Annotated in this window: 25 protein-coding genes; 15 read left to right on the top strand and 10 right to left on the bottom strand. The window is 68.1% G+C overall.

The genetic code is table 11. The features are described 5' to 3' along the window. Positions 1 to 51 precede the first annotated feature (51 nt). A complete protein-coding gene (locus tag OG394_RS35975; protein ID WP_328991720.1) occupies positions 52 to 1,149 on the top strand; it encodes a magnesium and cobalt transport protein CorA in 1,098 nt (365 codons plus the stop codon). Between the two features lie 239 nt (positions 1,150 to 1,388). Further along, positions 1,389 to 2,414, top strand: coding sequence for an ArsR/SmtB family transcription factor (locus OG394_RS35970; protein ID WP_328991719.1), 1,026 nt, complete (start codon positions 1,389 to 1,391; stop codon positions 2,412 to 2,414). A 416-nt stretch (positions 2,415 to 2,830) separates the two neighbouring features. Here the strand turns inward: OG394_RS35970 and OG394_RS35965 are convergent, their stop codons facing one another. Beyond that, complete coding sequence (locus OG394_RS35965) at positions 2,831 to 4,021, bottom strand: acyl-CoA dehydrogenase family protein (protein ID WP_328991718.1); 1,191 nt, start codon at positions 4,019 to 4,021, stop codon at positions 2,831 to 2,833. 157 nt (positions 4,022 to 4,178) lie between these two features. Here OG394_RS35965 and OG394_RS35960 point away from each other — a divergent pair, with 157 nt between their 5' ends. Then, positions 4,179 to 4,625 carry a hypothetical protein gene (locus OG394_RS35960; RefSeq protein ID WP_328991717.1) on the top strand — a complete coding sequence of 149 codons (447 nt, stop codon included), beginning with the start codon at positions 4,179 to 4,181 and terminating at the stop codon, positions 4,623 to 4,625. Here OG394_RS35960 and OG394_RS35955 read toward each other — a convergent pair whose 3' ends face one another. Further along, the gene (locus tag OG394_RS35955; protein WP_328991716.1) at positions 4,626 to 5,600 is read right to left on the bottom strand and encodes an HpcH/HpaI aldolase/citrate lyase family protein; all 975 of its coding nucleotides are present in this window, start codon (positions 5,598 to 5,600) and stop codon (positions 4,626 to 4,628) included. Positions 5,601 to 5,808: 208 nt separating this feature from the next. Here OG394_RS35955 and OG394_RS35950 point away from each other — a divergent pair, with 208 nt between their 5' ends. The 8 genes from OG394_RS35950 (at position 5,809) to OG394_RS35915 (ending at position 13,139) form a co-directional block, all read left to right on the top strand. After that, positions 5,809 to 7,962, top strand: coding sequence for an MMPL family transporter (locus tag OG394_RS35950; protein ID WP_328991715.1), 2,154 nt, complete (start codon positions 5,809 to 5,811; stop codon positions 7,960 to 7,962). Between the two features lie 9 nt (positions 7,963 to 7,971). Further along, entirely contained in the window at positions 7,972 to 8,529 is a 558-nt protein-coding gene (locus OG394_RS35945; RefSeq protein ID WP_328991713.1) for a hypothetical protein, read from the top strand. A gap of 75 nt (positions 8,530 to 8,604) precedes the next feature. Further along, positions 8,605 to 9,129, top strand: coding sequence for a SigE family RNA polymerase sigma factor (locus OG394_RS35940; RefSeq protein ID WP_328991712.1), 525 nt, complete (start codon positions 8,605 to 8,607; stop codon positions 9,127 to 9,129). Further along, a complete protein-coding gene (locus tag OG394_RS35935; protein WP_328991711.1) occupies positions 9,126 to 9,899 on the top strand; it encodes a hypothetical protein in 774 nt (257 codons plus the stop codon). The genes OG394_RS35940 and OG394_RS35935 overlap by 4 nt, the downstream gene beginning before the upstream one ends. Before the next feature lie 81 nt (positions 9,900 to 9,980). Then, the gene (locus OG394_RS35930) at positions 9,981 to 11,243 is read left to right on the top strand and encodes a magnesium transporter MgtE N-terminal domain-containing protein (protein ID WP_328991710.1); all 1,263 of its coding nucleotides are present in this window, start codon (positions 9,981 to 9,983) and stop codon (positions 11,241 to 11,243) included. Then, complete coding sequence (locus OG394_RS35925) at positions 11,243 to 11,794, top strand: DUF1003 domain-containing protein (protein WP_328996902.1); 552 nt, start codon at positions 11,243 to 11,245, stop codon at positions 11,792 to 11,794. Before OG394_RS35930 ends, OG394_RS35925 begins: the two co-directional genes overlap by 1 nt. After that, positions 11,791 to 12,654 carry a dihydropteroate synthase gene (folP, locus tag OG394_RS35920; protein ID WP_328991709.1) on the top strand — a complete coding sequence of 288 codons (864 nt, stop codon included), beginning with the start codon at positions 11,791 to 11,793 and terminating at the stop codon, positions 12,652 to 12,654. The genes OG394_RS35925 and folP overlap by 4 nt, the downstream gene beginning before the upstream one ends. Next, positions 12,651 to 13,139: a hypothetical protein gene (locus OG394_RS35915; RefSeq protein ID WP_328991708.1), complete on the top strand. Its 489-nt coding sequence runs from the start codon at positions 12,651 to 12,653 to the stop codon at positions 13,137 to 13,139. Before folP ends, OG394_RS35915 begins: the two co-directional genes overlap by 4 nt. Here the strand turns inward: OG394_RS35915 and OG394_RS35910 are convergent. Next, positions 13,115 to 13,792 (bottom strand): class III extradiol dioxygenase subunit B-like domain-containing protein, encoded by a 678-nt coding sequence (locus tag OG394_RS35910; protein ID WP_328991706.1) that lies wholly within the window; start codon positions 13,790 to 13,792, stop codon positions 13,115 to 13,117. The genes OG394_RS35915 and OG394_RS35910 overlap by 25 nt on opposite strands. A gap of 81 nt (positions 13,793 to 13,873) precedes the next feature. Here OG394_RS35910 and OG394_RS35905 point away from each other — a divergent pair, with 81 nt between their 5' ends. Then, positions 13,874 to 15,019, top strand: coding sequence for an Mrp/NBP35 family ATP-binding protein (locus OG394_RS35905; RefSeq protein WP_328991705.1), 1,146 nt, complete (start codon positions 13,874 to 13,876; stop codon positions 15,017 to 15,019). A 40-nt stretch (positions 15,020 to 15,059) separates the two neighbouring features. After that, a complete protein-coding gene (locus tag OG394_RS35900) occupies positions 15,060 to 16,190 on the top strand; it encodes a GNAT family N-acetyltransferase (RefSeq protein ID WP_328991704.1) in 1,131 nt (376 codons plus the stop codon). On the opposite strand, the gene OG394_RS35895 is transcribed toward OG394_RS35900, so the two are convergent. The 6 genes from OG394_RS35895 to OG394_RS35870 form a co-directional block, all read right to left on the bottom strand. Continuing rightward, entirely contained in the window at positions 16,183 to 16,539 is a 357-nt protein-coding gene (locus tag OG394_RS35895) for a sec-independent translocase (protein WP_328991703.1), read from the bottom strand. The genes OG394_RS35900 and OG394_RS35895 overlap by 8 nt on opposite strands. Positions 16,540 to 16,623: 84 nt before the next feature. Beyond that, the gene (locus OG394_RS35890) at positions 16,624 to 17,973 is read right to left on the bottom strand and encodes a S1C family serine protease (RefSeq protein ID WP_328991702.1); all 1,350 of its coding nucleotides are present in this window, start codon (positions 17,971 to 17,973) and stop codon (positions 16,624 to 16,626) included. Between the two features lie 63 nt (positions 17,974 to 18,036). Next, positions 18,037 to 19,134, bottom strand: a complete 1,098-nt coding sequence (locus OG394_RS35885) for a sigma-E factor regulatory protein RseB domain-containing protein (protein ID WP_328991701.1) — start codon at positions 19,132 to 19,134, stop codon at positions 18,037 to 18,039. A 2-nt stretch (positions 19,135 to 19,136) separates the two neighbouring features. Then, on the bottom strand, positions 19,137 to 19,754 hold the full coding sequence (locus tag OG394_RS35880) for an anti-sigma factor family protein (RefSeq protein ID WP_328991699.1): 618 nt from the start codon (positions 19,752 to 19,754) through the stop codon (positions 19,137 to 19,139). After that, entirely contained in the window at positions 19,751 to 20,446 is a 696-nt protein-coding gene (gene sigE, locus OG394_RS35875; protein ID WP_442914253.1) for an RNA polymerase sigma factor SigE, read from the bottom strand. Before sigE ends, OG394_RS35880 begins: the two co-directional genes overlap by 4 nt. Positions 20,447 to 20,580: 134 nt before the next feature. Beyond that, positions 20,581 to 20,802, bottom strand: coding sequence for a biotin/lipoyl-binding carrier protein (locus tag OG394_RS35870; protein ID WP_328991697.1), 222 nt, complete (start codon positions 20,800 to 20,802; stop codon positions 20,581 to 20,583). A 91-nt stretch (positions 20,803 to 20,893) separates the two neighbouring features. Between OG394_RS35870 and OG394_RS35865 the strand changes: the two genes are divergently transcribed. Continuing rightward, positions 20,894 to 21,520, top strand: coding sequence for a GNAT family N-acetyltransferase (locus OG394_RS35865; RefSeq protein ID WP_328991696.1), 627 nt, complete (start codon positions 20,894 to 20,896; stop codon positions 21,518 to 21,520). 8 nt (positions 21,521 to 21,528) lie between these two features. On the opposite strand, the gene OG394_RS35860 is transcribed toward OG394_RS35865, so the two are convergent. Beyond that, complete coding sequence (locus tag OG394_RS35860) at positions 21,529 to 22,416, bottom strand: SIS domain-containing protein (protein WP_328991695.1); 888 nt, start codon at positions 22,414 to 22,416, stop codon at positions 21,529 to 21,531. A 101-nt stretch (positions 22,417 to 22,517) separates the two neighbouring features. Here OG394_RS35860 and OG394_RS35855 point away from each other — a divergent pair, with 101 nt between their 5' ends. After that, positions 22,518 to 23,300 carry a DeoR/GlpR family DNA-binding transcription regulator gene (locus OG394_RS35855; RefSeq protein ID WP_328991693.1) on the top strand — a complete coding sequence of 261 codons (783 nt, stop codon included), beginning with the start codon at positions 22,518 to 22,520 and terminating at the stop codon, positions 23,298 to 23,300. Positions 23,301 to 23,612 lie beyond the last annotated feature (312 nt).

The raw sequence follows: 23,612 nt of genomic DNA, 5'->3' as shown, positions 1-23,612 counted from the left end.
GGTTACGACACGTTGTAGCCTCGCGCCTAGACATCGACGGAGGTGGGAGAGATGGACGCGACACGCCGGGTCGGACGTGTCTTCATGCGCCCATCCCGTCGCGGCAACGGCGTACCGGTGGACATCGTCGCCAACGGCAAGCTCGACGGCGCGCTGGTCGACTGGGCCTACTACCGCGAGGGCCATCGGGACAGCGGCGTCGGCTCGTACGTCGACGCGCTGACCCGGGCCCGGCGGGGCGACGGCTTCGTCTGGATCGGCCTCTTCCAGCCGAACGCGCACCAGCTGGCGGCCGTCGGCGCCGAGTTCGGCCTGCACAAACTGGCGCTCGAGGATGCCGCCGAGGCGCACCAACGCCCCAAACTCGAGTTGTACGGCGACCGTGGCGAGACGATCTTCGCCGTACTCAAAACCGTTCGGTATGTGCCGCATACGACGTTGACCGATACCTCCGAGGTGGTCGAGAGCGGCGAGGTGCTGGTCTTCTGCGGCCCCGGCTTCGTGGTCACCATCCGGCACGGCGATCACAGTGAGTTGAAGGGCCTGCGCCAGCAGCTCGAGGCCGATCCCGAGCGCCTCGGCTCCGGCCCCGGCGGCGTGCTGCACGCGATCGCCGACCATGTAGTCGACACGTATCTGGACGTGGCCGAGCGGGTCCAGGCCGATATCGACCTGATCGAGGCCGAGATGTTCTCCCCGCGCGGCTGGCGCAATATCGAGCGGGTTTACCAGCTCAAACGCGAGGTCCTCGAGCTCAAACGGGCGGTGGCACCGCTGACCGCGCCGATGCGGGTGCTGGCCTTCCGGCGGCACCCGCTGATCACGGACGAGACCCGGACCTATTTCCGCGATGTGGACGATCACCTGTTGCGGGTGAAGGAACAGGTCACCGCGTTCGACGAACTGCTCACGTCGATCCTGCAGGCCGGGCTGGCCCAGGTGCAGGTCGCGGAGAACGAGGACATGCGCCGGATCTCCGCCTGGGTTGCGATCCTGGCCGTTCCGACCATGATCGCGGGTGTCTACGGGATGAACTTCGAGAACATGCCGGAGACCCGTACGGAGTACGGATATTTCGTCGTCCTGGCCGTGATGGCGGTGGCTTGTGCAACGTTGTACGTGTTGTTCAAGCGGAACCGCTGGCTCTGAAAGTGGTCTAACCCGGCGCGGGTTCAGGTCATGGCAGGTACTTGCCACAACTTTCTGTTCTTGGCAACAGCGTGCCATGGCCAGCACTGCTAGGGCCGCTCTGGGCATCCGTGCTTGTGAATGCTCCCGGCGCTTTGCTTGAATGCCTTCATCATCGCGTTCGGTCAGCGGGTCTTCACGGTCAGCGACCGACCGGCATGGGGGCATGGCAAAGAGCCGGTAGCCGGGAGGAGAGCGTCGTGCTTCGCATTCACTTCACTCCTCGGGACCTCGCACGGACGACGGTCTCGACGAGTCCAGCACCACTATGGGAAATTCTGCTCAGCCTGCACATGCTGCAGCACCAGGACGGCCGGCTCGTCTTCGAGGACTGGCGTCGGCACGTGCGCGCCACGGTGGCGCCGGATCAGATGCGGCTGCTGCTGGAGCTCACTCCGGCGTGGGGATATTCGCCGGACTTTCTGACGCCGGCGGAGGCTCCGTCGGACTTCGAAACCGCGCTGGAGATGACGCTGTCGACGCCGCGGCAGACGGTGCGGAATCAGCTTGCGTTGCTTAGTAAGTACCGGCCGGTGTCGCCTTGGACGCGTGAGCTTGCCACTGGCGATCGCGTGGCGATGAACCGGCTGGGGCGGGCCTTGCGGACGTACCACGACGCGGCGATCGCGCCTTATTGGAAGTCGATCGGGACGCATGTGAGTGCCGATCACAGCCATCGGGGCGAGTCGTTGGCGCGGCATGGGGTGGATCAGCTGCTGTCCACGCTGCATCCGCGCGTGCGCTGGGCACCGCCTGTGTTGCAGGTGCTCGATATGAACGACCGGGATCTTTATTTGGATGGGCGAGGCATCGAGCTGCAGCCGTCGGCCTTCTGCTGGCGGGCACCCACGAAGCTGCAGGACCCTGAGCTACGGCCGATCTTGGTCTACCCGATCCAGCACGCTCCCGGCATCCTGCGCCCTTCTGGCATCGAGACGACCAGTGGCTCGGATGCTCTCGGATCGCTCCTCGGCTCGACACGTGCGGCTGCTCTTGAAGCTGCCGTTTCGGGTTGTACGACGACCGAACTGGCCCGCCGCTGCAAAATCTCCCCCGCCGCCGCATCCCACCAGGCAACCGTCCTCCGCGAAGCCGGCCTCATCACCACCCGCCGCGCAGGCGCCTCCGTCCTCCACGAAGTAACCCAACTAGGCATCTGGCTCCTCTCCGGCCACGGCTCCGGCACCCCCCGAACCCTCCCCCCACCCCAACGCCTAACCGGCTAACCCCCAGGGGCCACCAAACGGACGGATCATGAGGCGGGTGCCGCCACGGCGCCGGCCAGCAAGGGCGGATCATGATGAGGGTGGAGCCACTGCACGGCGGCGATTGGGCGCATCTTGTGCCCCCTAGTGTCGTGTGGTTGGGCTCGTCATCTGACGCGATGTCTTTGGATGGTTGGGGGTACAAGATGCGCCGAATCGCCGCAATACAGGACCATTTCTGATCGGCAGTCTTCGAAGATCCGGATGCTGATGTTGCGACGATTGGGCGCATCTCGCGCCCCATCCGTTCAAAGCCTTCCTATAAGTCACGCCCACCCTGCTGGGAGTAGGGCGCGAGATGCGCCCAATCGTCGCCGGTCCAGTGACACCACCTTCACCGGTTGGTCGCCCTTTGGTGGCTGGAGTGGTGGTGGGGGTCAGAGTTTGTAGTCTTCTAGGAGGCGGCGGCCTATGATCATGCGTTGGATGTCGGCGGTGCCTTCGCCGATGAGGAGCATGGGGGCTTCTCGGTAGAGGCGTTCGATTTCGTACTCCTTGGAGAAGCCGTAGCCGCCGTGGATTCGGAATGAGTCCTCGACCACTTGGCTGCAGTATTCGCTGGCCAAGTACTTGGCCACGCCGGCTTCGAAGTCGTTGCGGAGGCCGGAGTCCTTCTTGCGGGCGGCCTTCACCATCAGCTCGTGGGCCGCCTCGACCTTTACTGCCATGTCTGCCAGGCGGAACAGGACGGCCTGGTGTTCGGCGATCTTCTTGCCGAAGGTTTCGCGTTGCTGGGCATACGAAATGCCGAGTTCGAAAGCCCGCCGAGCAACACCGCAACCGCGAGCGGCCACGTTCACGCGCCCGACCTCGACGCCGTCCATCATCTGGTAGAAGCCCTTACCCGGCACCCCACCAAGAATCTGCTCAGCCTCGATCTCGAAGCCGTCGAAGATCAGCTCGGTGGTATCAACCCCCTTGTAGCCCATCTTCTCGATCTTCCCCGGCACCGTGAGCCCCGGACGGACCTCACCAAACCCAGGCTCCTTCTCCACCAAGAACGTCGTCATGTTCTTGTAGACCGACTCCGCGCCCTCATCGGTCTTCACCAACACGGCCACGAGGTTCGCCGACCCACCATTGGTCAGCCACATCTTCTGCCCGTTGACGACATACCCCTCGCCCGACCGGACAGCCTTCGTCTTGATCGCCGCAACATCCGACCCACACCCCGGCTCGGACATCGAGAACGCGCCACGCACATCACCAGTCGCCATGCGCGGCAAGTACTTCTGCTTCTGCTCATCAGTCCCGTGCTGCAACAGCATGTACGCCACGATGAAATGCGTGTTGATGATCCCGGAGACGCTCATCCACCCACGCGCGATCTCCTCGACGCAGAGGGCATACGTCAGCAGGGATTCACCCAGTCCGCCGTACTCCTCCGGAATCATCAGGCCGAACAGCCCGAGCTCCTTGAGGCCCTCGACGATCTCGGTCGGGTACTCGTCCTTGTGTTCCAGCTCGGTCGCGACCGGCATGATCTCGGACTCGACGAAGGCCCGGACCGTCTTCAGGATCTCCTCCTGGATATCGGTCAGCCCCTCGGTTTGCTGCAACCTGCTCATCGCTGCTCGCCTTCTCGTCGCGTCGTACCGCTAGAACCCTTACTGCCGAGTATCGCGGTCCAGCATGGCCGGTGGTCTACCCAACGCGCAGTGACCGGCACCACCCGGCCGAAGTGGCGTGCCCGACAAACGGCCTCAACTCTGGCAACATGCCGACATGGCAGCTCCAGGAATCCCGCTCTGGCAACGGGCCATGCGCGCGGTCTGGGTGTTCTTGACCGGATTCGCCGTGTTCCTCATGATCGTGTCGATCGGGGAGTACGACCAGCCGCGGTGGTGGTGGATCGGGCCGCTGCTGCTCTTGGCCGCCTTCGCGGGGATGCTGTGGTGGTCGCGCGGCCAGTTCCGCGGTGCGTCCAAGGACCATCCGATCGTCGGCCGTGATCGTCGCGGCCTGGCGTTCGCCATCACCTGGCTGGTGATCCTGGCGGAGTTGCTGATCCAGCGTGCGACTCATGGCGCCAACTGGCTGCTACTTGGGGCGATCGCGATCGGGCTGCTCTTCACGATCGGAGCCATCGCCGAAGCCGCCGCGGTCGTACCTCGCGATGAAAAGGGCAACCAGGCCCCCGACGGACCCGCCGAGGACCTGACCGCCCCCTAACTAGGCCGGCGGCTGCCAGACGTTCGTACGGGCCATCCCCGCCGCGCGACCCTTGGCCGAGACCACCAGGGCCATCTTGCGCGAGGCCTCGTCGATCATCTCGTCGCCCAGCATCACCGCACCGCGCGCGCCACCGGCGGCCGAGGTGAAGTGGTCGTACGCGTCGAGGATGTTCTCCGCGTGGTCGTAGTCGTCCTGCCGGGGCGAGTAGACCTCGTTCGCGGCGGCGATCTGGTCCGGGTGCAGCACCCACTTGCCGTCGAAACCGAGGGCCGCGGACCGCCCTGCCACCCGGCGGAAGCCCTCGAGCTCCTTGATCTGCAGGTACGGGCCGTCGATCGCCTGCTTACCGTGCGCCCGCGCCGCCATCAGGATCTGCATCAGGATGTAGTGGTAGGCGTCGCCCACGTCGTACCCCGGGGGCTGCTCGCCGACGACCAGGGACTTCATGTTGATACTGGCCATGAAGTCGGCCGGGCCGAAGATGATCGTCTCGACCCGGGGCGAGGCCTGCGCGATGGCGTTGACGTTGGTGAGGCCGAGCGCGTTCTCGATCTGGGCCTCGATGCCGATCCGGCCGACCTCGAGACCGTGCACGCGCTCGATCTGGGTGAGCAGCAGGTCGAGGGCGACCACCTGCTCGGCGGTCTGCACCTTCGGCAGCATGATGCAGTCGAGGTTCGCGCCGGCGCCGGAGACGATCTCGATCACGTCGGCGTAGGTCCACTCGGTGGTCCAGTCGTTCACCCGCACGACCCGGATCTTCGAACCCCAGCCGCCTTCGTTCAGCGCGGCGACGATGTTCTTGCGCGCGTCCACCTTGGCGATCGGCGCGACCGAGTCCTCCAGGTCGAGGAACACCTGGTCGGCGTCCAGCCCCTTGGCCTTCTCCAGGAAGCGCGGGTTCGATCCGGGTGTGGCCAGGCAGGAACGCCTGGACCGCAACGCCTTACCGGCCGGAATCTGCTCAGCCATCGCCGTACCTTCCATCGTCGCGATCTGTCTCTGTCCGGCAGCGTACGGCGAAAGACCCCGCCTCGACCCGGTGACATCCCTCACCCGAGGCCTGGGATGTGGCCGGGGTCACGCCCGGGGATGGCAGGGGTGTTACCGGATGGGGTGGCGGCCGCGCGGGCGAGACGCTCGACGGGTCCGAGTCGCCCTGCCCTCGAGGAGTACTGCCATGGATACCCGTGTGCCCAGCGAGTCGCCCAGTGCCGCGCCCACCACAGTGGATGCCGCCCATCTCGCACCACCGGGAAGGGTCGCGTCGTTCATCGCCGGCCGCCGGACCAAGTGGCTCGTACTGGTCGCCTGGATCGTCGCAATAGTTGCCCTAGGCCCCCTTGCGGGCAAGATGGGCGAGGTCGAGAAGAACGACGCGGCGGCCTGGTTGCCGGCCAGCGCCGAGTCGACCGCCGCGACGGAGTTGCTGGCCCGGTTCGAGGGTTCCGACCTGGTCCCGGCCGTCATCGTCTATCAGCGCGAGTCGGGTCTGACCGCCGCCGACAAGGCCGTCATCGAGCAGAACCGCCAGGAGGTCACGCCGATGGCGGTCGGCGCGATGCCGCCGGCGATCCCGTCCGAGGACGGCAAGGCGATGCTGCTGACCGTGCCGTTGAGCGACGAGCACGCGCTCGACCAGGTGAAGGAGCTGCAGAAGCTGACCGACCGCGCGCCACCTGGTCTCGAGGCGAAGGTCTCCGGTCCGGCCGGTGGTATGGAGGCCTTTGTCAGCTCGTTCGAAGGCACGGACACCACGTTGTTCGCGGCCGCCGCGATCGTGGTCGCGATCCTGCTGTTGCTGATCTACCGCAGTCCCGTGCTCTGGATGTTGCCGCTGATCTCGGCCGCGATCGCCACCGTCACGGCGATGTCGGTCGTCTATCTGCTGGCCGACAACGCCGGCCTGACGGTCAACGGGCAGACCGCGGGAATCCTTCCAGTATTGGTCTTCGGGGCCGGCACGGACTACGCATTGTTGCTCTTGGCCCGTTACCGGGAAGAGCTGCACATACACGAGGATCGGCATCACGCGATGGCCGTCGCCTTGCACCGCAGTGGTCCCGCGATCATCGCGTCGTCCGCGACCGTTGCCCTGGGCATGCTCTGCCTGCTGATCGCCGACCTGTCCTCGAACGCCGGTCTCGGCCCGGTCGCTGCCGTCGGCGTGGTCTGCGCCCTCCTCGCCATCACGACCCTGCTGCCGGCACTGATGGTCGTCTTCGGCCGCTGGGTCTTCTGGCCGAAGCGCCCGCACCCGCACACCGAGGTCAACGAGACCCGCACTGCCTGGGGTGCCGTCGGCCGTCGTGCGGCCCGTCGTCCGCGTCTGGTCTGGGTCGGTACGGCGGCCGTGCTGGCGTCCTTCGGCGTAGCCGCGTTCACGGTGGACACGGGCCTCGGATTCGCCGACCAGTTCCGCAACACCCCTGACGCGGTCGTCGGCCAGCAGATGATGGAGAAGCACTTCCCGTCCGGCCAGGCGGCCCCGGCCGAGATCGTCGCGAACGCCTCGTCGGCATCAGCGGTGACCGCGGCCGCAACGGCTACCGACGGCGTCGGCCAGGTCGCGCCGCCCGTGAAGTCGACGGATGGCCAGTTGGTGAAGATCTCCGCCGTACTGACCGAGTCCGATCCCGAGAAGACCGGGCCGATCGTGGAGCGTCTGCGCGCGGCCGTACACGCCGTACCCGGCGCGGACGCGAAGATCGGCGGCGAACCCGCCTCGGCGTACGACATCGCCACGGCCTCCGACCATGACCGGACCTGGGTGCCGCCGTTGGTGCTGGGTGTGATCGTCATCGTGCTGGTCCTGCTGCTGCGTTCCCTGGTCGCACCCTTGTTGCTGGTGGCAACCGTTGTGCTGTCGTTCGGCGCTGCCGTAGGTGCTTCGTGGCTGCTGTTCTCCGGGCCGATGGGATTCGCCGGGGTGGACGACTCGTGGATGTTGCTCGGGTTCGTACTGCTGGTGGCGCTCGGGGTCGACTACAACATCTTCCTGGCCCATCGAACCCGGGAGGAGGTCGCCAAACACGGTCATCGCGAGGGTGTGATCAACGGCTTGGCGGTCACGGGTGGGGTGATCACCAGCGCGGGCATCGTGCTCGCCGCGACGTTCCTGGCGTTGGCGGTGCTGCCGCTGGTGTCGATGACGGAGATGGGCATCCTGATCGCCCTCGGCGTACTGCTCGACACCTTCGTCGTACGGCCGTTGCTGGTGCCGATGCTGGCCATCGACGTCGGCGAGCGCTTCTGGTGGCCGACCCGTCCAGCCCTCCAGCCGGACGAGTCGCCTGCCGCGGCTGAGCCGGTTCGCGAGACTGCGGGGGTCTAGGCTGGCCGGGTGAGCGAGGTCGAGGCGGAGATCGCCGGGGTGATGAAGAAGGCCGGGCTGGTCTGGTTGTCCTGGGACGGACGTCGGCCGGCGCCGGCCTGGTTCGCCACGGTTAACGGCACGTACGTCGTACTCGCTGATGGCTCAGACGCCTCAGAGGCCTCTGACGGGGATGAGGGCTCGGACGGGGATGAGCAGCCGCTGCCGGGGTTGGCGGCTGCCGGATCCGCTGAGGTCGTCGTACCGGCCAAGCCCGCCACTAGCCGCCTCGCCAGCTGGAAGGCGTCAGTACGGCGCCTGGAGCCCGGGTCGGACGAGTGGATCGCTGCCGCACAGGTGTTGCGTACGGAACGTCTGAACGCCTCAGACCTCGACAACCAGCTCGAACGCTGGAAGGCCTCGGCGGATCTCCTGGTGCTTGAACCGACTGGAGAGATCACCGAGGCCGTCGGGCGGTACGACGAACAGGAGCGGGCGGAGACGCCTCCCGGGAGTTCGGCGACCACCAAGGGCAAGAGGCCGTTCACGCTGCACCGACGGTCTAAGCGCCGTCCCAAACTTTCTTAGCGTTCTAGGCAACATTCTCGGTAGGGGCTCCGTATTCACGGTCGTCAACTGATCTACCGAGGGTGAGGCCTGCCGATGCTGGGAAGTGGCAAGAGGGACCGGGAGTTCTCCGAGTACGTGCAGATACGCAGGTCACGTCTGGTGGGGACGGCCTACCTACTGTGCGGAGACCGGCACGCCGCGGAGGACCTGGTGCAGACCGCTCTTGCCAAGCTCTACGTGGCTTGGCCGCGAATCCGGCGTAGTGGCAATGAGGACGCCTACGTACGCCGCATTCTGGTGAACGCGAGCATCGACGCCCACCGCCGGCCGTGGCGGCGGGAGGAGCGACCCGCCGCGGAACTACCGGACACTCCGGCGGAATCCCCCTTCGGCAGCGAAGACCGGGACGAGCTTGTTCAGGCACTGGCCACCCTCGGTCCCCGGCAGCGCAGGATTCTCGTTCTGCGGTACTGGCTTGGGCTGACCATCGAGGAGGTCGCTGCTGACCTGCAGATCAGCAGCGGCACGGTGAAGAGCCAATCCTCCAAGGCACTCGACAACCTCCGGCGTCAGTTGACCGACACCCGAATCGAAGAACTGGCGGAGGAATCAGCATGAACGAACAAGATCTGCAGGACCGGATGGCCGGCAGCACGGCTTGGACCGAGCTCACCAGCCTCGACGCGGCCGGTGACATCCAACGCGGTCGCTCCCGGCTTCGGCGACGTCGGCTCGGCGTCGGGCTCACCGCGATGTCGGCGGTCGCTATGGCGGCGATCGGAGTCAACACCATCGTCGGCCAGCTCGGTGATGATGCGGGGGCCGCAGGCTCCCCACTCACGTCCGGAGCGACTGCCACGCCAGAGGAGCTGTCGGCCGCCCACGGCGCGGCGGTACGCGAGCATGTCGACCCGCAGCACAAGTACAGCTCGACACGTCTTGGCGCCAGTGAGAACGACCCCAATGTTGCCGGCAAACCGCTGGTCGGGATCACGACCCTCGGGCCCTGGAAGCAAGGCGGTGGTACCGGAAGCCTGCAGATCGAGGTGACCAAGACCAAGGGGCTGAACGTCTACTGCGCCCCAGAGGCTAAAGCACCGAGCATCCTCAAGTTCGGCTGCACCTGGAAGACACTGTCCGACGGTACGAAGGTCCAGGTCGGCGAGACGACAGAGGACACCGTCTACAACGGTGTTTCGTACAAGAACGTCCAGAGTCGGGTCGCCTACTACGTTCGTCCTGACGGCCAGACGGTCACCGTCGCGGTTTTCGCCACGGGGAGCAACGCCGCGGGTGAGAAGCTCACCCGTCCGCCCCTGACCAAGCCTGACGTCACCGAAGCCCAGCTGATCGCCGCCGCCACCGACCCGGCGATGACCCTCGACTGAGGTCCCGTCGGCACTGGCCGGTCCACCGCCGCACGGGCGCGTGGGCCGGTCCGGTTCGGCGTGAGGGGTTAGCCTTCGCTTATGAGCGGAGCCCCGTCGCGCGTCTATGTCGCCCGGCTGGCCGGTCTTCCCGTTTACGACCCGAACGGGGACCAGGTCGGCAAGGTTCGCGACGTCGTCGTCATGCTCCGGCACGACACGCAGCCGCCGCGAGTGCTCGGCCTGGTGCTGGAGGTGTACACCACGACCCGGCGGCGGATCTTCCTGCCGATGACGCGGGTCACCTCGGTCGACGCCGGGCATGTGACCACCACCGGCCTGGTCAACATGCGCCGCTTCGAGCAGCGGCCGACCGAGGTGCTGGTCCTCGGCGAACTGCTCGACAAGACCGTCACCATTCGCGAGACCGGTACGTCGGCCGTGGTGTTCGACGCCGCGATGGAGCAGTGGCGGACCAGGGATTGGGTGTTGTCCAAGGTCGCCGTCACCGAGAGCGCGAAGCGGTTCCGCCGCCGCGGCCAGACGCACGTGCTGGACTGGTCGGAGGTGACCGGGTTCGCGGTGATCGAGGAGGGCCAGGGCGCGACGCATCTGCTCGCCGCGTTCGAGACGATGAAGCCGGCCGACCTCGCCGCCGTACTGCACGAGCTGTCGTCCAAGCGGCGCAGCGAGATCGCGGGCGCCCTGGACGACGGGCGGCTGGCCGACGTACTGGAAGAGCTGCCTGAGGACGACCAGGTCGAGATCCTCGCGAGCCTGGACACCGAGCGCGCCGCCGACGTGCTCGAGGAGATGTCCCCGGATGACGCGGCCGACCTGATCGCGGAGCTGCCTAGCGATACGGCCGAGCGCCTGCTGACGTTGATGGAGCCCGACGAGGCCGAAGACGTACGACGTTTGCTGACGTACTCGGAACGGACCGCGGGTGGTCTGATGACGTCCGAGCCGGTCATCCTCGCCGCCGACGCCACCGTGGCGGACGCCCTCGCGCATGTACGGAACGCGGATCTCAGTCCGGCACTCGCCGCCATGATCTACGTCTGCCGTCCACCGCTGGAGACGCCGACCGGCCGGTTCATCGGCGTCGGGCACATCCAGCGCCTGCTGCGCGAACCGCCGTCCGCCCTGGTCTCGGGCGTGCTCGACACCGATCTCGACGGCTTGCGCGCGGATGACAGCCTGCAGGCGGTGAGCAAGTACCTCGCGACGTACAACCTGGTGGCGGCGCCGGTGGTCGACGAGGAGGGACGGTTGCTGGGGGCGGTGACCGTCGACGACGTACTGGACCATCTGCTCCCTGAGGACTGGCGGGAGCAGTCGCTGGGCGAGGAGGGGGCGCGATGATGGCGCGTGACGAGCGGAATACCGATGAGCAGCGGGATCGCCGGCTGACCCGTGCGGCCGACCGGCTCGACATTCCGCGCGAGCTACGCCGCACGCTGGTCCGGCGCCGGGCGTACGACGCGGACGCGTTCGGCCGGTTGTCCGAGCGGATCGCGCGATTCCTGGGCACGGGCCAGTTCCTGGTCTACATGACCGCGACGGTCCTCTTCTGGGTCACCTGGAACATCGTCGGGCCGGAGAGCCTGCGCTTCGACGAGTATCCGTTCATCTTCCTGACGCTGGCGCTCAGCCTGCAAGCGTCGTACGCCGCACCCCTGATCCTCCTCGCGCAGAACCGGCAAGAGGCTCGCGACCGGGTCCAGTACGAACGCGATCGCGACGTGGACGCCCGCACCCGCGCCGACATGGAATTCCTGGCCCGCGAGGTCGCCGCGCTGCGCATGTCCGTCGGCGAGGTCGCCACCCGCGACTTCCTGCGCTCCGAACTCAAAACCCTGCTCCACGACCTGGAAGCCCCGACCGACGGAAAGCGACCGGAGTACAAGAAGTGACTCTCAGGCTGGGACAACGGACGTTCGCCCCGGAGCAGTTCGCGTTGATGGCGATCGTGAACCGCACGCCCGATTCGTTCTACGACCGTGGGGCGACCTTCGCCGACAACGCCGCGCTCGAGGCCGTCGATCGCGCTGTTGCCGATGGCGCCGACCTGATCGATATCGGCGGGGTCAAGGCGGGATACGGCGAGCCGGTCAGCGAGGAGGAGGAGATCCGCCGGACGGTGGACTTCGTCGCGGCCGTGCGCGAGCGGCATCCCGACCTGGTGATCTCGGTCGACACCTGGCGAGCCGGGGTGGCCCGCCGGGTCTGCGCTGCCGGCGCGGACCTGCTCAACGACACCTGGTCCGGCGCCGATCCCGAGCTCGCCGAGGCGGCCGCTGAGTACGGCGCGGGCCTCGTCTGCAGTCACACGGGTGGTGCCGTGCCGCGGACGGATCCACATCGCGTCGCGTATGCGGACGTCGTCGCGGATGTGGTCGAGACCGTCAGCCGTCTGGCCGAGCGAGCCGTCGCCCTGGGCGTTCGGCGCGATGGCATCGTGATCGATCCGACCCACGACTTCGGCAAGAACAGCCTGCACTCGCTCGAGCTGACCCGCCGGCTGGACGAGTTGGTGGAGACGGGCTGGCCGGTGCTGGTCGCCGTCTCGAACAAGGACTTCATCGGCGAAACGCTGGACCGGCCGCCGTCGCAACGTGCCGTCGGCACCCTGACGGCGTTGACGGTTTCGGCTTGGCTCGGCGCCCGCGTGTTCCGGGTGCACGACGTGGCCGCGGCCCGGCAGACCCTCGATATGGTCGCCGTACTGCGTGGAAGCGCCCAGCCGGCCGGGATCCGCCGGGGGTTGGTGTGACGCTCACCCGCTGGCACGTCGGTCCGTGGACCGCCCGCGGCACCGCGCCGGGCGAACCGCTCCAGCCCGGTCGACGCCGTACGCCCGACGAGCTGAACTTCGACATCGTCGGCCTCGCCCGCATCCTCGGCCGTCGCCTGTCCGGGCCGGAGGAGCTGCAGGTGCGGCTCTGGCAGAACGAGTTGCGGCCGACCCACACCCGGTTGTGCGGCGTGCATACGCTCGCCGATCCCGCGAATGCCGAGTTGCTGGCGGCGACGGCCGAGAAGGCGTTCGAGTGGCTCCAGGCGCAGGCGCCCGAGGGCTACCGGTTCGTGCGAACTGACGCGGTGTATCTCGAAGGCGGGCCCGCGCTGGTGGTGTGGGAGGCGCCGGACGGTTGGGTTGTCGGCGATGCCGCCTGCCGCTGGGCCGGGCCGTTCGAAACCGAGGCCGAAGCCTCTCAAGCCTTGCCTGAGGTTCAGGTCCAGCGCGCGACGAAATAGGCCACGCCGTACGGCGCCGCGGAGTAGTCGAGGTGCGCGTTCCAGTCGCGCCCCTCGGCGGCTCCGGCCAGGACCTGCCACGGCGCCCGCCCAGCCGCCTGGACCTCGGCGGCGATGAACGGGTCGAGCGCGACCAGTACGGCGGTATCGGCCGTCGCGAGCGCCGCGGCGACCACGTCGTCGAACGCGACCGCGCGTGGATGCAGATGCGCGGGAGCATGCTCACTCTGCCGAGCCGAGCCGTCGCCCATCACCAGCAGGCCGATCCGGCGTGGGTCCGCCGCCAGCTCCCGGCCGAGGGCCAGGCAGTCCGCCGGGGCCGCGTCGCCGGCGACGGTCAGACCCGACCACGCGGAAACGCCTGCCTCGCGCAGCAGCCAGGCGCCGATGAGTAGCGAGAGGGGCGCGTTGGGCTCGATGCCGAGTTCGACCTCGCGCGCGCCGTACGCGCTCATATCGGTCTGGCCCGGGCCGAACTCCGCGCCGGTGGCCGGGCCGGAGCCGATCATCAGTACGACGTCCAGGTTGGCCAGGCTCTTGACCGCCCCGATCGCGGCCATCCGAAGGTCAGCGGTCTCGTGAGCCGCGCCGGCCGCGACCTGCGGCACCAGGATCGGGGGATGCGGGCAGACCGTTACGGCGACGACAGGCACAGCGGTCACGGTACCGGGTGCCGACGAACGTCACATGGACCGTGGTGGGGTGAGTAGGAGACAGCGCGTAGCCTGGTGGACATGTCCCCCACTGTTGACCAGGTGACCGCGGCGCTCGGGAATGTGCTCGACCCCGAGATCAAGAAACCGATCACCGATCTAGGCATGGTCGAGTCCGTTGTCGTGCGGACCGATGGCGTTGTCGCGGTCAAAATCCTGCTGACCGTGTCCGGCTGTCCGATGAAGGACACGCTGCGCCGCGATACCACTGCCGCCGTCAACAAGGTCGAGGGCGTGACCGGGGTCGAGATCGAGCTCGGCGTGATGTCGGCCGAGCAGCGAGCGGCCCTGCAGACCCAGCTCCGCGGTGGCCACGCGGAGAAGGAGATCCCGTTCTCCCGGCCGGATTCGCTCACCAAGGTGTTCGCGATCGCCTCCGGCAAGGGTGGCGTCGGCAAGTCCTCGGTAACGGTGAACCTGGCCGTCGCGATGGCCCGCCGCGGCCTGTCCGTCGGTGTGCTGGACGCGGACATCTACGGTCACTCGATCCCCGCCATGTTCGGCGTCGCGGACGAGCGGCCCACTTCCGTCGAGGACATGATCATGCCGGTGCCCGCGCACGGCGTGAAGGTGATCTCGATCGGCATGCTGAAGCCGAAGCGTGAGCAGGTCGTCGCTTGGCGTGGCCCGATTCTGGACCGCGCGCTGGTGCAGATGCTCGCGGACGTCTACTGGGGCGACCTGGACGTGCTGCTGCTCGACCTGCCGCCGGGCACCGGAGACATCGCGATCTCGGTCGGCCAGCGGCTGACCAGCGCCGAGGTGATCGTCGTGACCACGCCGCAGGAGGCCGCCGCCGAGGTGGCCGAGCGCGCCGGCACGATGGCGCAGATGGTGCACCAGCGGGTCGCCGGTGTGATCGAGAACATGTCGTTCCTGCCCTGCCCGCACTGTGGCCCCGAGCACCGGATCGAGATCTTCGGCTCCGGCGGTGGCGCCCGGGTCGCGGAGACCCTGTCGACGCGCCTCGGTTACCCGATCCCGCTGCTGGGTCAGGTCCCGCTGGACGAGCGCCTCCGCAGTGGCGGCGACAACGGCCAGCCGCTGGCGATGGCCGATCCCGAGACCCCGGCCGCGATGGAGCTCGCGCAGATCGCGGACCGCCTCGGCGGCAAACCCCGCGGCCTGCTCGGCCGCCAGCTTGGCCTCTCCCCCGCCGGCCGCTAATCGGTTTGCCCGGCGGGTCAGGCCGGGCGAGACTCTGCGGGTGGAATTTCCTGCGGACGTACCGGTTCTGACCGATGGTGTAGTCACTCTGCGAGCGCCTCGGGCCGACGACGCCGCCGGGCTCGTTGCCCAGTGCAATGACCCCGAGAGCGTGCGCTGGACCAGCGTGCCTCTGTCGTACGGCGAGCAGCAGGCGCTGGAGCGGCTCACCAAGGGGGTTCCGGCCGCCTGGCAGACCGAGACCGCGTTCATCTTCGCCGTCGAGTACGACGGCCGCTTCGCCGGTTCGGTCGAACTCCGGCCAGAGGGTGGCAACACCGCCGAGCTCGCGTACGGGCTCGACGGCTGGGCCCGGGGTGCCGGTGTCGCCCAGCGCGCGGTCGCGCTGCTGCTGGAGTGGGGATTCACCAGTCGGGGCTTCGCCGTCGTGCAGTGGCGGGCGCACGTCGGCAACTGGGGCTCGCGGCGAGTGGCCTGGGCGACGGGTTTCCAGTTCGGCGCGACAATTCCGAACCTGCTCGTGCAGCGAGGGGTGCGGAAGGACGCCTGGACCGGGTGGCTCGGCCGGGATGACGCTCGCGAGCCGCAGACGCCCTGGTTCGACGTACCGGTGCTGGAGTCTTCCGCCGTACGGCTGCGGGAGTGGCGTGAGGACGAACTGCCCCGGATGAGCGAGGCCCGGACGAACGACGCGACCAAGCACTTCCTGCCGTTCATCCGGCAGCCCTTCGACGCGGGCGCGGCTCGTTGGCTGCTCGGCCACGTCCGGTTGCAGGCCGCGCAGGGATTGCGGTTCAACTGGTGCGTGGCCGATCCGGCGACGGATGTTGCCCTGGGCAACGTCACGCTGTTCCGCCTATCCGAGGCGGCGCCACCTGCCGAGGGCACCTTCGTGGGCGAGGGCGAGCTCGGCTACTGGGGTCATCCCGAAGGAGCGGGCCGCGGGCTGATGTCCGCCGCCATCCGACGGATCGCCGAGTGGTACTTCACGTCGGCCCAGGCGGGCGGTTTCGGCGGTCGCAGGCTGGTCATCGCGACCGCCGCGACGAACAAGGCCGCCCGGCGGGTTGCCGAGTCGGCCGGGTTCGAGCTGGCCGGCACCGAGCGGGCGGCTTTCCCGTTGGGCGACGGCACGATCGACGACAAGGTCGTCTACGACCGGATCAAGTAGCTTCCGAGTCGTACGGCGCGGGCTGGCCGGCGGGCAGCCGCGGCCGGCCGTTCATCATGTCGACGGACGACGCGACGGGCTTGTCCAGCGCGTCGTTGTCGTCATCGTCGATACCTTCGAGCAGGTGCTTGCGGACGAAGCTGCGCGGGTTGAGATCGCGCACGTCCAGGTCCGCGAACTCGGGGCCGAGCTCGTTGCGCAGATCGTTCTGGGCGTTGCTGACCATCTGCCGCATCTGGCGCAGCAGGCGGCCGGCCGTCCGGGCGAACTCCGGTAGCCGGTCCGGGCCGAACACGAGAATGGCGACGACACCGATCACCATCATCTCGGGAACCCCGATGCCGAACATGTCCGCTCCTCACTCACTCCCGATCGGCCGCGCCGTGCGGGCGGACCGCAGCCAGGGTAGCCGCTGACAAAGGCCGAACGGGGGTCAGCCCGTCTGCTGGCCCAACTTGACCGAAACCTGCCTCGCCTGACCGTCTCGCTGGTAGCTCAATCGCACGTTCTCGCCGGGCTGGTGGGCACGGATGGCGACGATCAGGGCCTCCGCGCTGGTGACGCCCTGACCTTCGATCGCGGTGATGATGTCGCCCGCCCGCAGCCCGGCCCGTTGTGCGGGCGAACTGGCGCTCACGCCGGTGACCTTGGCACCGCCCTCGAACTGCATGTCGACGTTGGCCCCGATCACCGGGTACGACGCCTTGCCGGTCGCGATCAGCTGCTGCGCGGTCCGGCGGGCCTGGTCGATCGGAATGGCGAAGCCGAGACCGATATTGCCGCTGGTCCCGGCGGTGCTGCCGCGCACGGTGGCGATGGCCGAGTTCACGCCGATGACGCGGCCGGTCATATCGACCAGCGGGCCGCCGGAGTTGCCCGGGTTGATCGCGGCATCGGTCTGGAGGGCGTTGATGTACGAGATCTCGCCTTCGCCACCCGCGGTGACGGGCCGGTTCTTGGCGGAGACGATGCCGGCCGTGACCGTGCCGGCGAGGCCGAGCGGGGAACCGATGGCCAGCACGTCCTGACCGACCACGGCGTTGTCGGAGCGGCCGAACTGGACCGCCGGCGCGGACAGGCCGGTCACCTGCACGACGGCCAGGTCGTACGCCGGGGAGCGGCCGATGAGCCGCGCGGTCGCCGTCGTGCCCTTGTCCGTGACCACCTGGATCTTGCCGCCGGCCTGGGCCGCGGCGGAGACGACGTGGTTGTTGGTGAGGACGTGGCCCTCGCCGTCGATGACGAAGCCCGAACCGGTGGCGCCGTCCTCACCGCCCTGCACCTTGAGCTGAACGACGCTCGGCAACAGGCTGGCGGCCACGGCCGAGACGGAACCGGTGCGCAGCCTGGGGGCGGCGCCATTACCGATCGCGGGCGGCTCCACGGCCACGTTGTCGTCGAGCGCGACCACGGCGAGAGCGGCGGCGGCTCCGCCGATCAGGCCGACCAGGAGTGCGACGACGGCTGCCAGGGCGATGACCCGGCCGTTCTTCTTGCCGCTCGAAGGCGGCGGGCCGAACGGGATGGCCTGCTGCTGGTGCCATGGCTGGATCGGCTGGAGCGGCGGTGGCGGCGGGCCGTACATGCCTCGACGCTCCGTCGGCCACGCCTGTCCCTGGTAGACCGGCCTGAAGGTCGGATCCTGTGGCGGGCCTTGTGGTGGGCCCTGTTGCGCGCCCTGTTGCTGGGCGTGCAGGTAGGGCCTCGGCTCAGGGCGGTGCCGCAAATTCGGGTCGGGATTGGTGGGGATGGGCGTCGTCGGCTCCGAATCGTGCCAGCTCATCGGGCCCACCTCACGTCGTCGTCTCATCTGGTCGCGGGTCTGTCCAGCACCCGTTCTTTACGATTATCCCAGCTTTGACGACAGTGCACCCATCGGCGTGAGCCACAACGCCATCTTGGCCAGTCCCTTGCCCATCCGGTCGATGGCGCGAGGCTGTTCCGGCAGCTCGTGCGGGAAGGCCGCGACGACCTGATCCATCACGTCGAACGGGATATCGCCGACCAAGGTGTAGACGATGCCGCGCGACTCCCACACGGCGTACGACGGCATTCCGTAGCGGACGTAGACCGGAGCGCCATCGTGGGTCGTGGCGGCCGTGTAGCCCGTCAGCGCGGCCGGATCGAGGCCTCCGCGCTGCTCGAAGACCGACACGTTGAACAGGCCGTCGGAGTACGCGAACTGGATCGACCCGGCCGCCTCGTCGGTGTGCACGTCGTACAACCGCAGCGAGGCGGGCAGTTGGTCGGCGCAGTTCCAGCCTTCGTTGCGCAGCCGGCCCGCCTCGCCGGTGCCGAGCGGCGGCTCGTCGCCATCGGGCAGCATCGGCGGCAGGTGACTCATGAACTCCTGCTTGGGCCCGACATCCAGCGCGGTGAAGACGGTCGCGCGGACCACCTTCGAGCCGTCGACCGTGTAGAGCTGGCGCTGCAGCAGTAGGCCCGTCGCCTTGTCGATCCAGAAGCGTGCAGCCAGGGTCTGGTCGTCGCGCCGGGCCTCGACCAGCACGGCGGCCCGCCCGATCGTGCTCGCCTCACCCGCGAGGACCAGCTCGTACGTCGCTTTGAGCAACGACAGCGGTCCACCGTCGACCGTCGGCCCGAGGGCATGCCCGGTGCGCTGGATGAACGCCTTCACCCCGTCGGACTCGCCCGTCCCGAGCACGGTGATCTGCGAGCCCTGTTGCGCGGCATGCACCACGTCGAGCATCGCCGAACTCGCGCCCTGCGGCCCCCACGAGGTGACCTGCTGGGTGGCGTGGAAGGAGACCCGGTCCGGCGCGGAGGCGGCCCGCTCGAGCCACTTGATCGCGCTCGGCGAATCCGCCCGCTCGCTCGGCGGCAACTGCTCGGCCCGGGCCTGCGGCAAGGGCAGGCCGAACGAGAGCAGCGCCGTACTGACCAGAACGGCGACGCGGGACAGGTTCCTGGTGGAGGTGGCCATCACTACCGGCCGGAGGAAGCCGCCGGCTGGAGCAGTACCGACCCCTGATTCGCGAAGGCGGGACCGTTCAGCGAGGTGAGCAGAACGGCCGGGTCGCCGAAGGGATAACCGGTCATCGTGCTCGCGTAGTCCGCGGAGAAGCTGCTCACCGGCGGCTGCAGCAACGGCGGCTGCTGCTCGCGAGCGGGATCACCGATGACGAACGCCGTACCGAGCAGGGTTGCGACCGCGGCGGCCGAACCAGCGGCACCGAGCACCGTCGTACGACGCCTGGTGGTGCGGGCCGGGCGCTGACCGCCGGGGCGGGTCTGACCGGTTCTCGCGGCCGGAAAGACGGAACGCTGCGGGCTGAGGCTGACCGCGGGCGTGAGCACGGACCGGACCTCCTCGCGGGGCTCGGTAGAGAACGCGGGCACGCCGAGCAACCGCTGCATCAGGTCCTCGGAGGGGCCTGGCGTATCGAGCTCGAGCATGCGGGCCTTGAGCCGGCGCTGCTCGTCCACCTCGGCCCGGCAGGCGTCACAGCCGACCAGATGGCTGAGCACCTTCTCCCGGGTCTCGTGGTCGAGCCCACCGTCGACCGCCGCGCTGAGCTTGTCGAGCGGGTGCTGACTGGTCATCGGCCGTCACCTCCGGCGGTGAGGGGGTCGCGGGCGCCGTCCGCCGGCGGGCCGCTGACCCGGGTCTGTCCGTCGCGCGGCGCCCGGTGCTCGAGGTGCTTGCGCAGCATCGAACGGCCGCGGTGGATGCGGCTACGCACGGTTCCGAGCTTCACGTCCAGGACGTCGGCGATCTCGTCATAGGTCATGCCCTCGATGTCGCAGAGCACCACGGCGGCGCGGAAGTCCTCCGGAAGGGAGTCCAGCGCGCTCTGCACGTCGTGGTCGAACGAGTCGTGGTCGTACTTCTCCGCCGGGCCGTGCCCGCGGGCCGGCAGCCGGTCGTGCGCGTCCTCGGGCAGACCGTCGAAGCGGATCCGCTGCTTGCGGCGGGCGCCGTCGAGGAACAGGTTCGTGGTGATCCGGTACAGCCAGCCCTCGAACGTGCCCGGCGTGTACGACGACAGCGACCGGAAAACCCGGACGAAGACCTCCTGGGTGAGGTCCTCCGCGTCGTGCTTGTTACCGGTCAGCCGGTAAGCCAGCCGATAGACCCGGGCCGAGTGATCGCGAACGATCTCGTCCCAGCTCGGCAGCGCCTGAGCGGGCTGGGGCAGCCCGGCAGAGGCGGTGTCGGGTGTTGTCACGACGCTGCCTCCCTGTGTTCCCGTCCTGCGATCCGCGATCTGCGGTGCAATGAGCGTGACCACCATGGTGCCGCGTTCACCGTCCTCTGCGCACGTCGGGGACACCCGGGCTTTACCCTGAATGTCTTGTACGGCTGTACGGGTGGTGAACGTCGCGTTCCACGGCGAAGTTCCCGGCGGTCCGGCTTCTCAGCCGAAGTTCAGTCTTCTTCTATGACGGCTATCGGGTCGCCGTCGTTGACAACCTCGCCCTCGACGACCTTCATCTCGACGATTGTGCCGGCCACCTCGGCCAGCACCGGTATCTCCATCTTCATCGATTCCAGGATCACCAGCGTGTCCTCGGGTCCAACGGTATCCCCGGCCTTGGCGGTCACCTTCCAGACGTTCGCCACCAGCTCGGCAACCACGGTGTGACTCACACGCACTCCCATTCCACGCCGGTTCGCCCCGGACCCCAGGGTCGGCCCGATCCTAATCCCGGTTGTCGGTGCCATGGGGAACAGTGGCGCCATGGATCTTGACGAACTGGTGCGGGAATGGGCGTTCGGGTGGGCGGTTTCGCGCGGTACGGCGATGCCGGTCGAGGTGGTGGAGGGGCTGCGGGTCGACGTGGGGCGGCCCGGCCAGGTCGTTCGCTATGTGCTGCCGCGGTACGACGTACGCGTGGTGCCGGAGCTCGCGAAAAGGCTCGAGCAGACCGGGAGCTGGCTGAAGGTGTGCGCCGAACCCGAGGTCGTTCGCGAGGCGTTGCCGGCCGGATGGCGGGTCGAGCCGCCCGAATTCTTGATGAGCAAGAGCCTCAGCGTCGTACCAGAGCCTCAGCAGACGACGTACGGCGTGGAGGTGGCGGGTGATGGGCCGTTGGTCGAGGTCCGGGTCGTCGCCGCGGATGGGGAGGTCGCCGCGCGGGGGCAGGGGGCGTTCGCGAGGGGCGCGATGACCGTCGACCAGGTCGTGACCGAGCCCGCGCATCGGCGGCGCGGGCTCGGGCGGACGGTGATGGCGGCGCTCGAGCGGGCCGCCGTCGAGCGGGGTGTGGACCGGGGCGTGCTGGTGGCGACCGAGGACGGGCTCGGGCTCTACGGGTCGCTCGGGTGGGCGCTCGACTCCCCCGTCACGGCCGCTGTTCGGGTCTGAACAGCGGGTCAGGCGAGGATTACTGAGCGGGTGAGGCTGCGGGGCTGGTCGGGGTTGAGGCCGAGGGAGAGGGCCTTGGCGACGGCTACGCGCTGGGCGATCACGAGGGACGCCATCGGGTCGAGGTCCGGGTGGTGCACGATCGTGGCGCCGGTCGCGGCGACGTCGTCGAGCAGACCCGCGGGCGCCTCGCCGAAGATCCAGACGCCACGGCCGGGCTGGGCGATGGCGATCGGGCCGTGGCGGTAGTCCATCGCCGGGTAGGCCTCGGTCCACGCGGCGGCGGCCTCGCGCTGCTTGAGACCCGCTTCGTGGGCCAGGCCGACGGTCCAGCGCGTACCGACGTACGTCACCTGCTCGAGCGCGGCCAGTTCAGTCACGTCGACGGTCAGCGCGTGCTCGGCGTCCTTGGCCGCCTGCACCAGGTCCTCGCCGAAACCGAGGGACGCGCGCAAGAGTGCAAGCGTCGTGGTGGCGAACCTGGTCTGCACAACCGACTGCTCATCCGCGAAGTCGAGCATGATCGTCTGATCGGCCAGCTCGACGATCGGTGAGCCCGGGGTGGCGGTGATCGCGATCGTGGGCAGCTCGGTCCGGCGGATCAGGTCGAGCACCTCGGTCGTCGTACCCGAACGGCTGATCACCACGATCGCGTCGTACGGCCGGCCGAAGGGGAATTCCGAGCCTGCGAACGCGTCGGTCAGGCCCTGACCGCTGTCCTCCCGCAGGCAGGCGTAGGCCATGCCCATGAACCAGGACGTACCGCAGCCGACGACGGCTACGCGCTGTCCCGCACCGGGCAGGATCGCTGCGTATTGCGCAATCGAGTCGTTCATTTGCCGCCACAAATCGGGCTGAGTGCGGATCTCCGCGCTCACATAAGAGGTGTCAGTCATGAGATCTCCACTGATGGTGATGGTCGAAACTGCTCGAACATGATCGAATGGTGCGAACCGGCAGTCATCCGACTGACCGAACGTGTGAAGGAGGAGCCTGGGTGAAGCGTTATGAACGCCTGAACACCTTGCTCGAAGCGCTCGCCGAGAAGGGCGCCATCGACGTCGACGAACTGGCCGAGCAGCTGCATGTCTCCGCGGCCACGATCCGGCGGGACCTCGACCATCTCGGTAAACAGCAGCTCCTCACCCGGACCCGGGGTGGCGCGGTCGCGAACGCGGTGTCGTACGACTTGCCGCTGCGCTACAAGACCGCGCGGTTCGCCTCGGAGAAGCAGCGGATCGCGCAGGCCGCGTCCACGCTGGTTCGCCGCGGCATGGTGATCGGCATGAACGGTGGTACGACGATTTCCGAGGTGGCGCGCACGCTGGCGACCCGGCCGGAGCTGTCCGCCGAACACGGCGAACCGGCTTTCACGCTGGTGACCAACGCGCTGAACATCGCCAACGAGCTGATCGTTCGTCCGCACGTGAAGATGGTGCTGACCGGAGGCGTCGCGCGACCGCAGTCGTACGAGATGATCGGGCCGCTGTCGCATCGCATCCTGGCCGACCTGTCGCTGGACATCGCGTTCATCGGTGTCGACGGGATCGACGAGACCGGTGCCACCGCTCATCACGAGGGTGAGGCCAACATCAACCAGCTGATCGTCAGCCGGGCGGCCAAGGTGGTCGTGGTCGCGGACAGCTCGAAACTCGGCCAACGCGCATTTGCGCGCATCTGTGAACTGACCGAGATCGACACGCTCGTCACCGACGGTCAGGCCGACGAGTCCCAGCTGACCGTCTTCAAGGAGGCAGGTATCGACGTCATCAGGGCATGAGACCGCGGTCGGCGAAGTCACGCGCAGCCTCCTCTCCCTGAGATCTCTCCGGATCTCTTCGGATCTTGTGGGGATCTCTCCGAAAAGCCGATCATATCTGCTCAGTATAAGAGGCTACGAACAAGAATGAACAGGTAGTGCGGGAGTGGAACGCCCATTACTAACAGGGCACTAGGCTTCGCCGTAGGTTTCCCCGTAGGTTTCGGGGAGTATCAGCAGCACCACGGACACCATCGACCGCGGGAGGCGCGGGGTTTCGAGGAGGGCAGCATCATCACGGGGATCAAGCCAGAATCCTGGGCGTACGCCGAG

The sequence above is a fragment of the Kribbella sp. NBC_01245 genome, from assembly GCF_036226525.1.
GTDB lineage: Bacteria > Actinomycetota > Actinomycetes > Propionibacteriales > Kribbellaceae > Kribbella.
The sequence above is the reverse complement of the archived record's forward strand: the minus strand, read 5'-3'. Positions and strand labels throughout refer to the sequence as shown.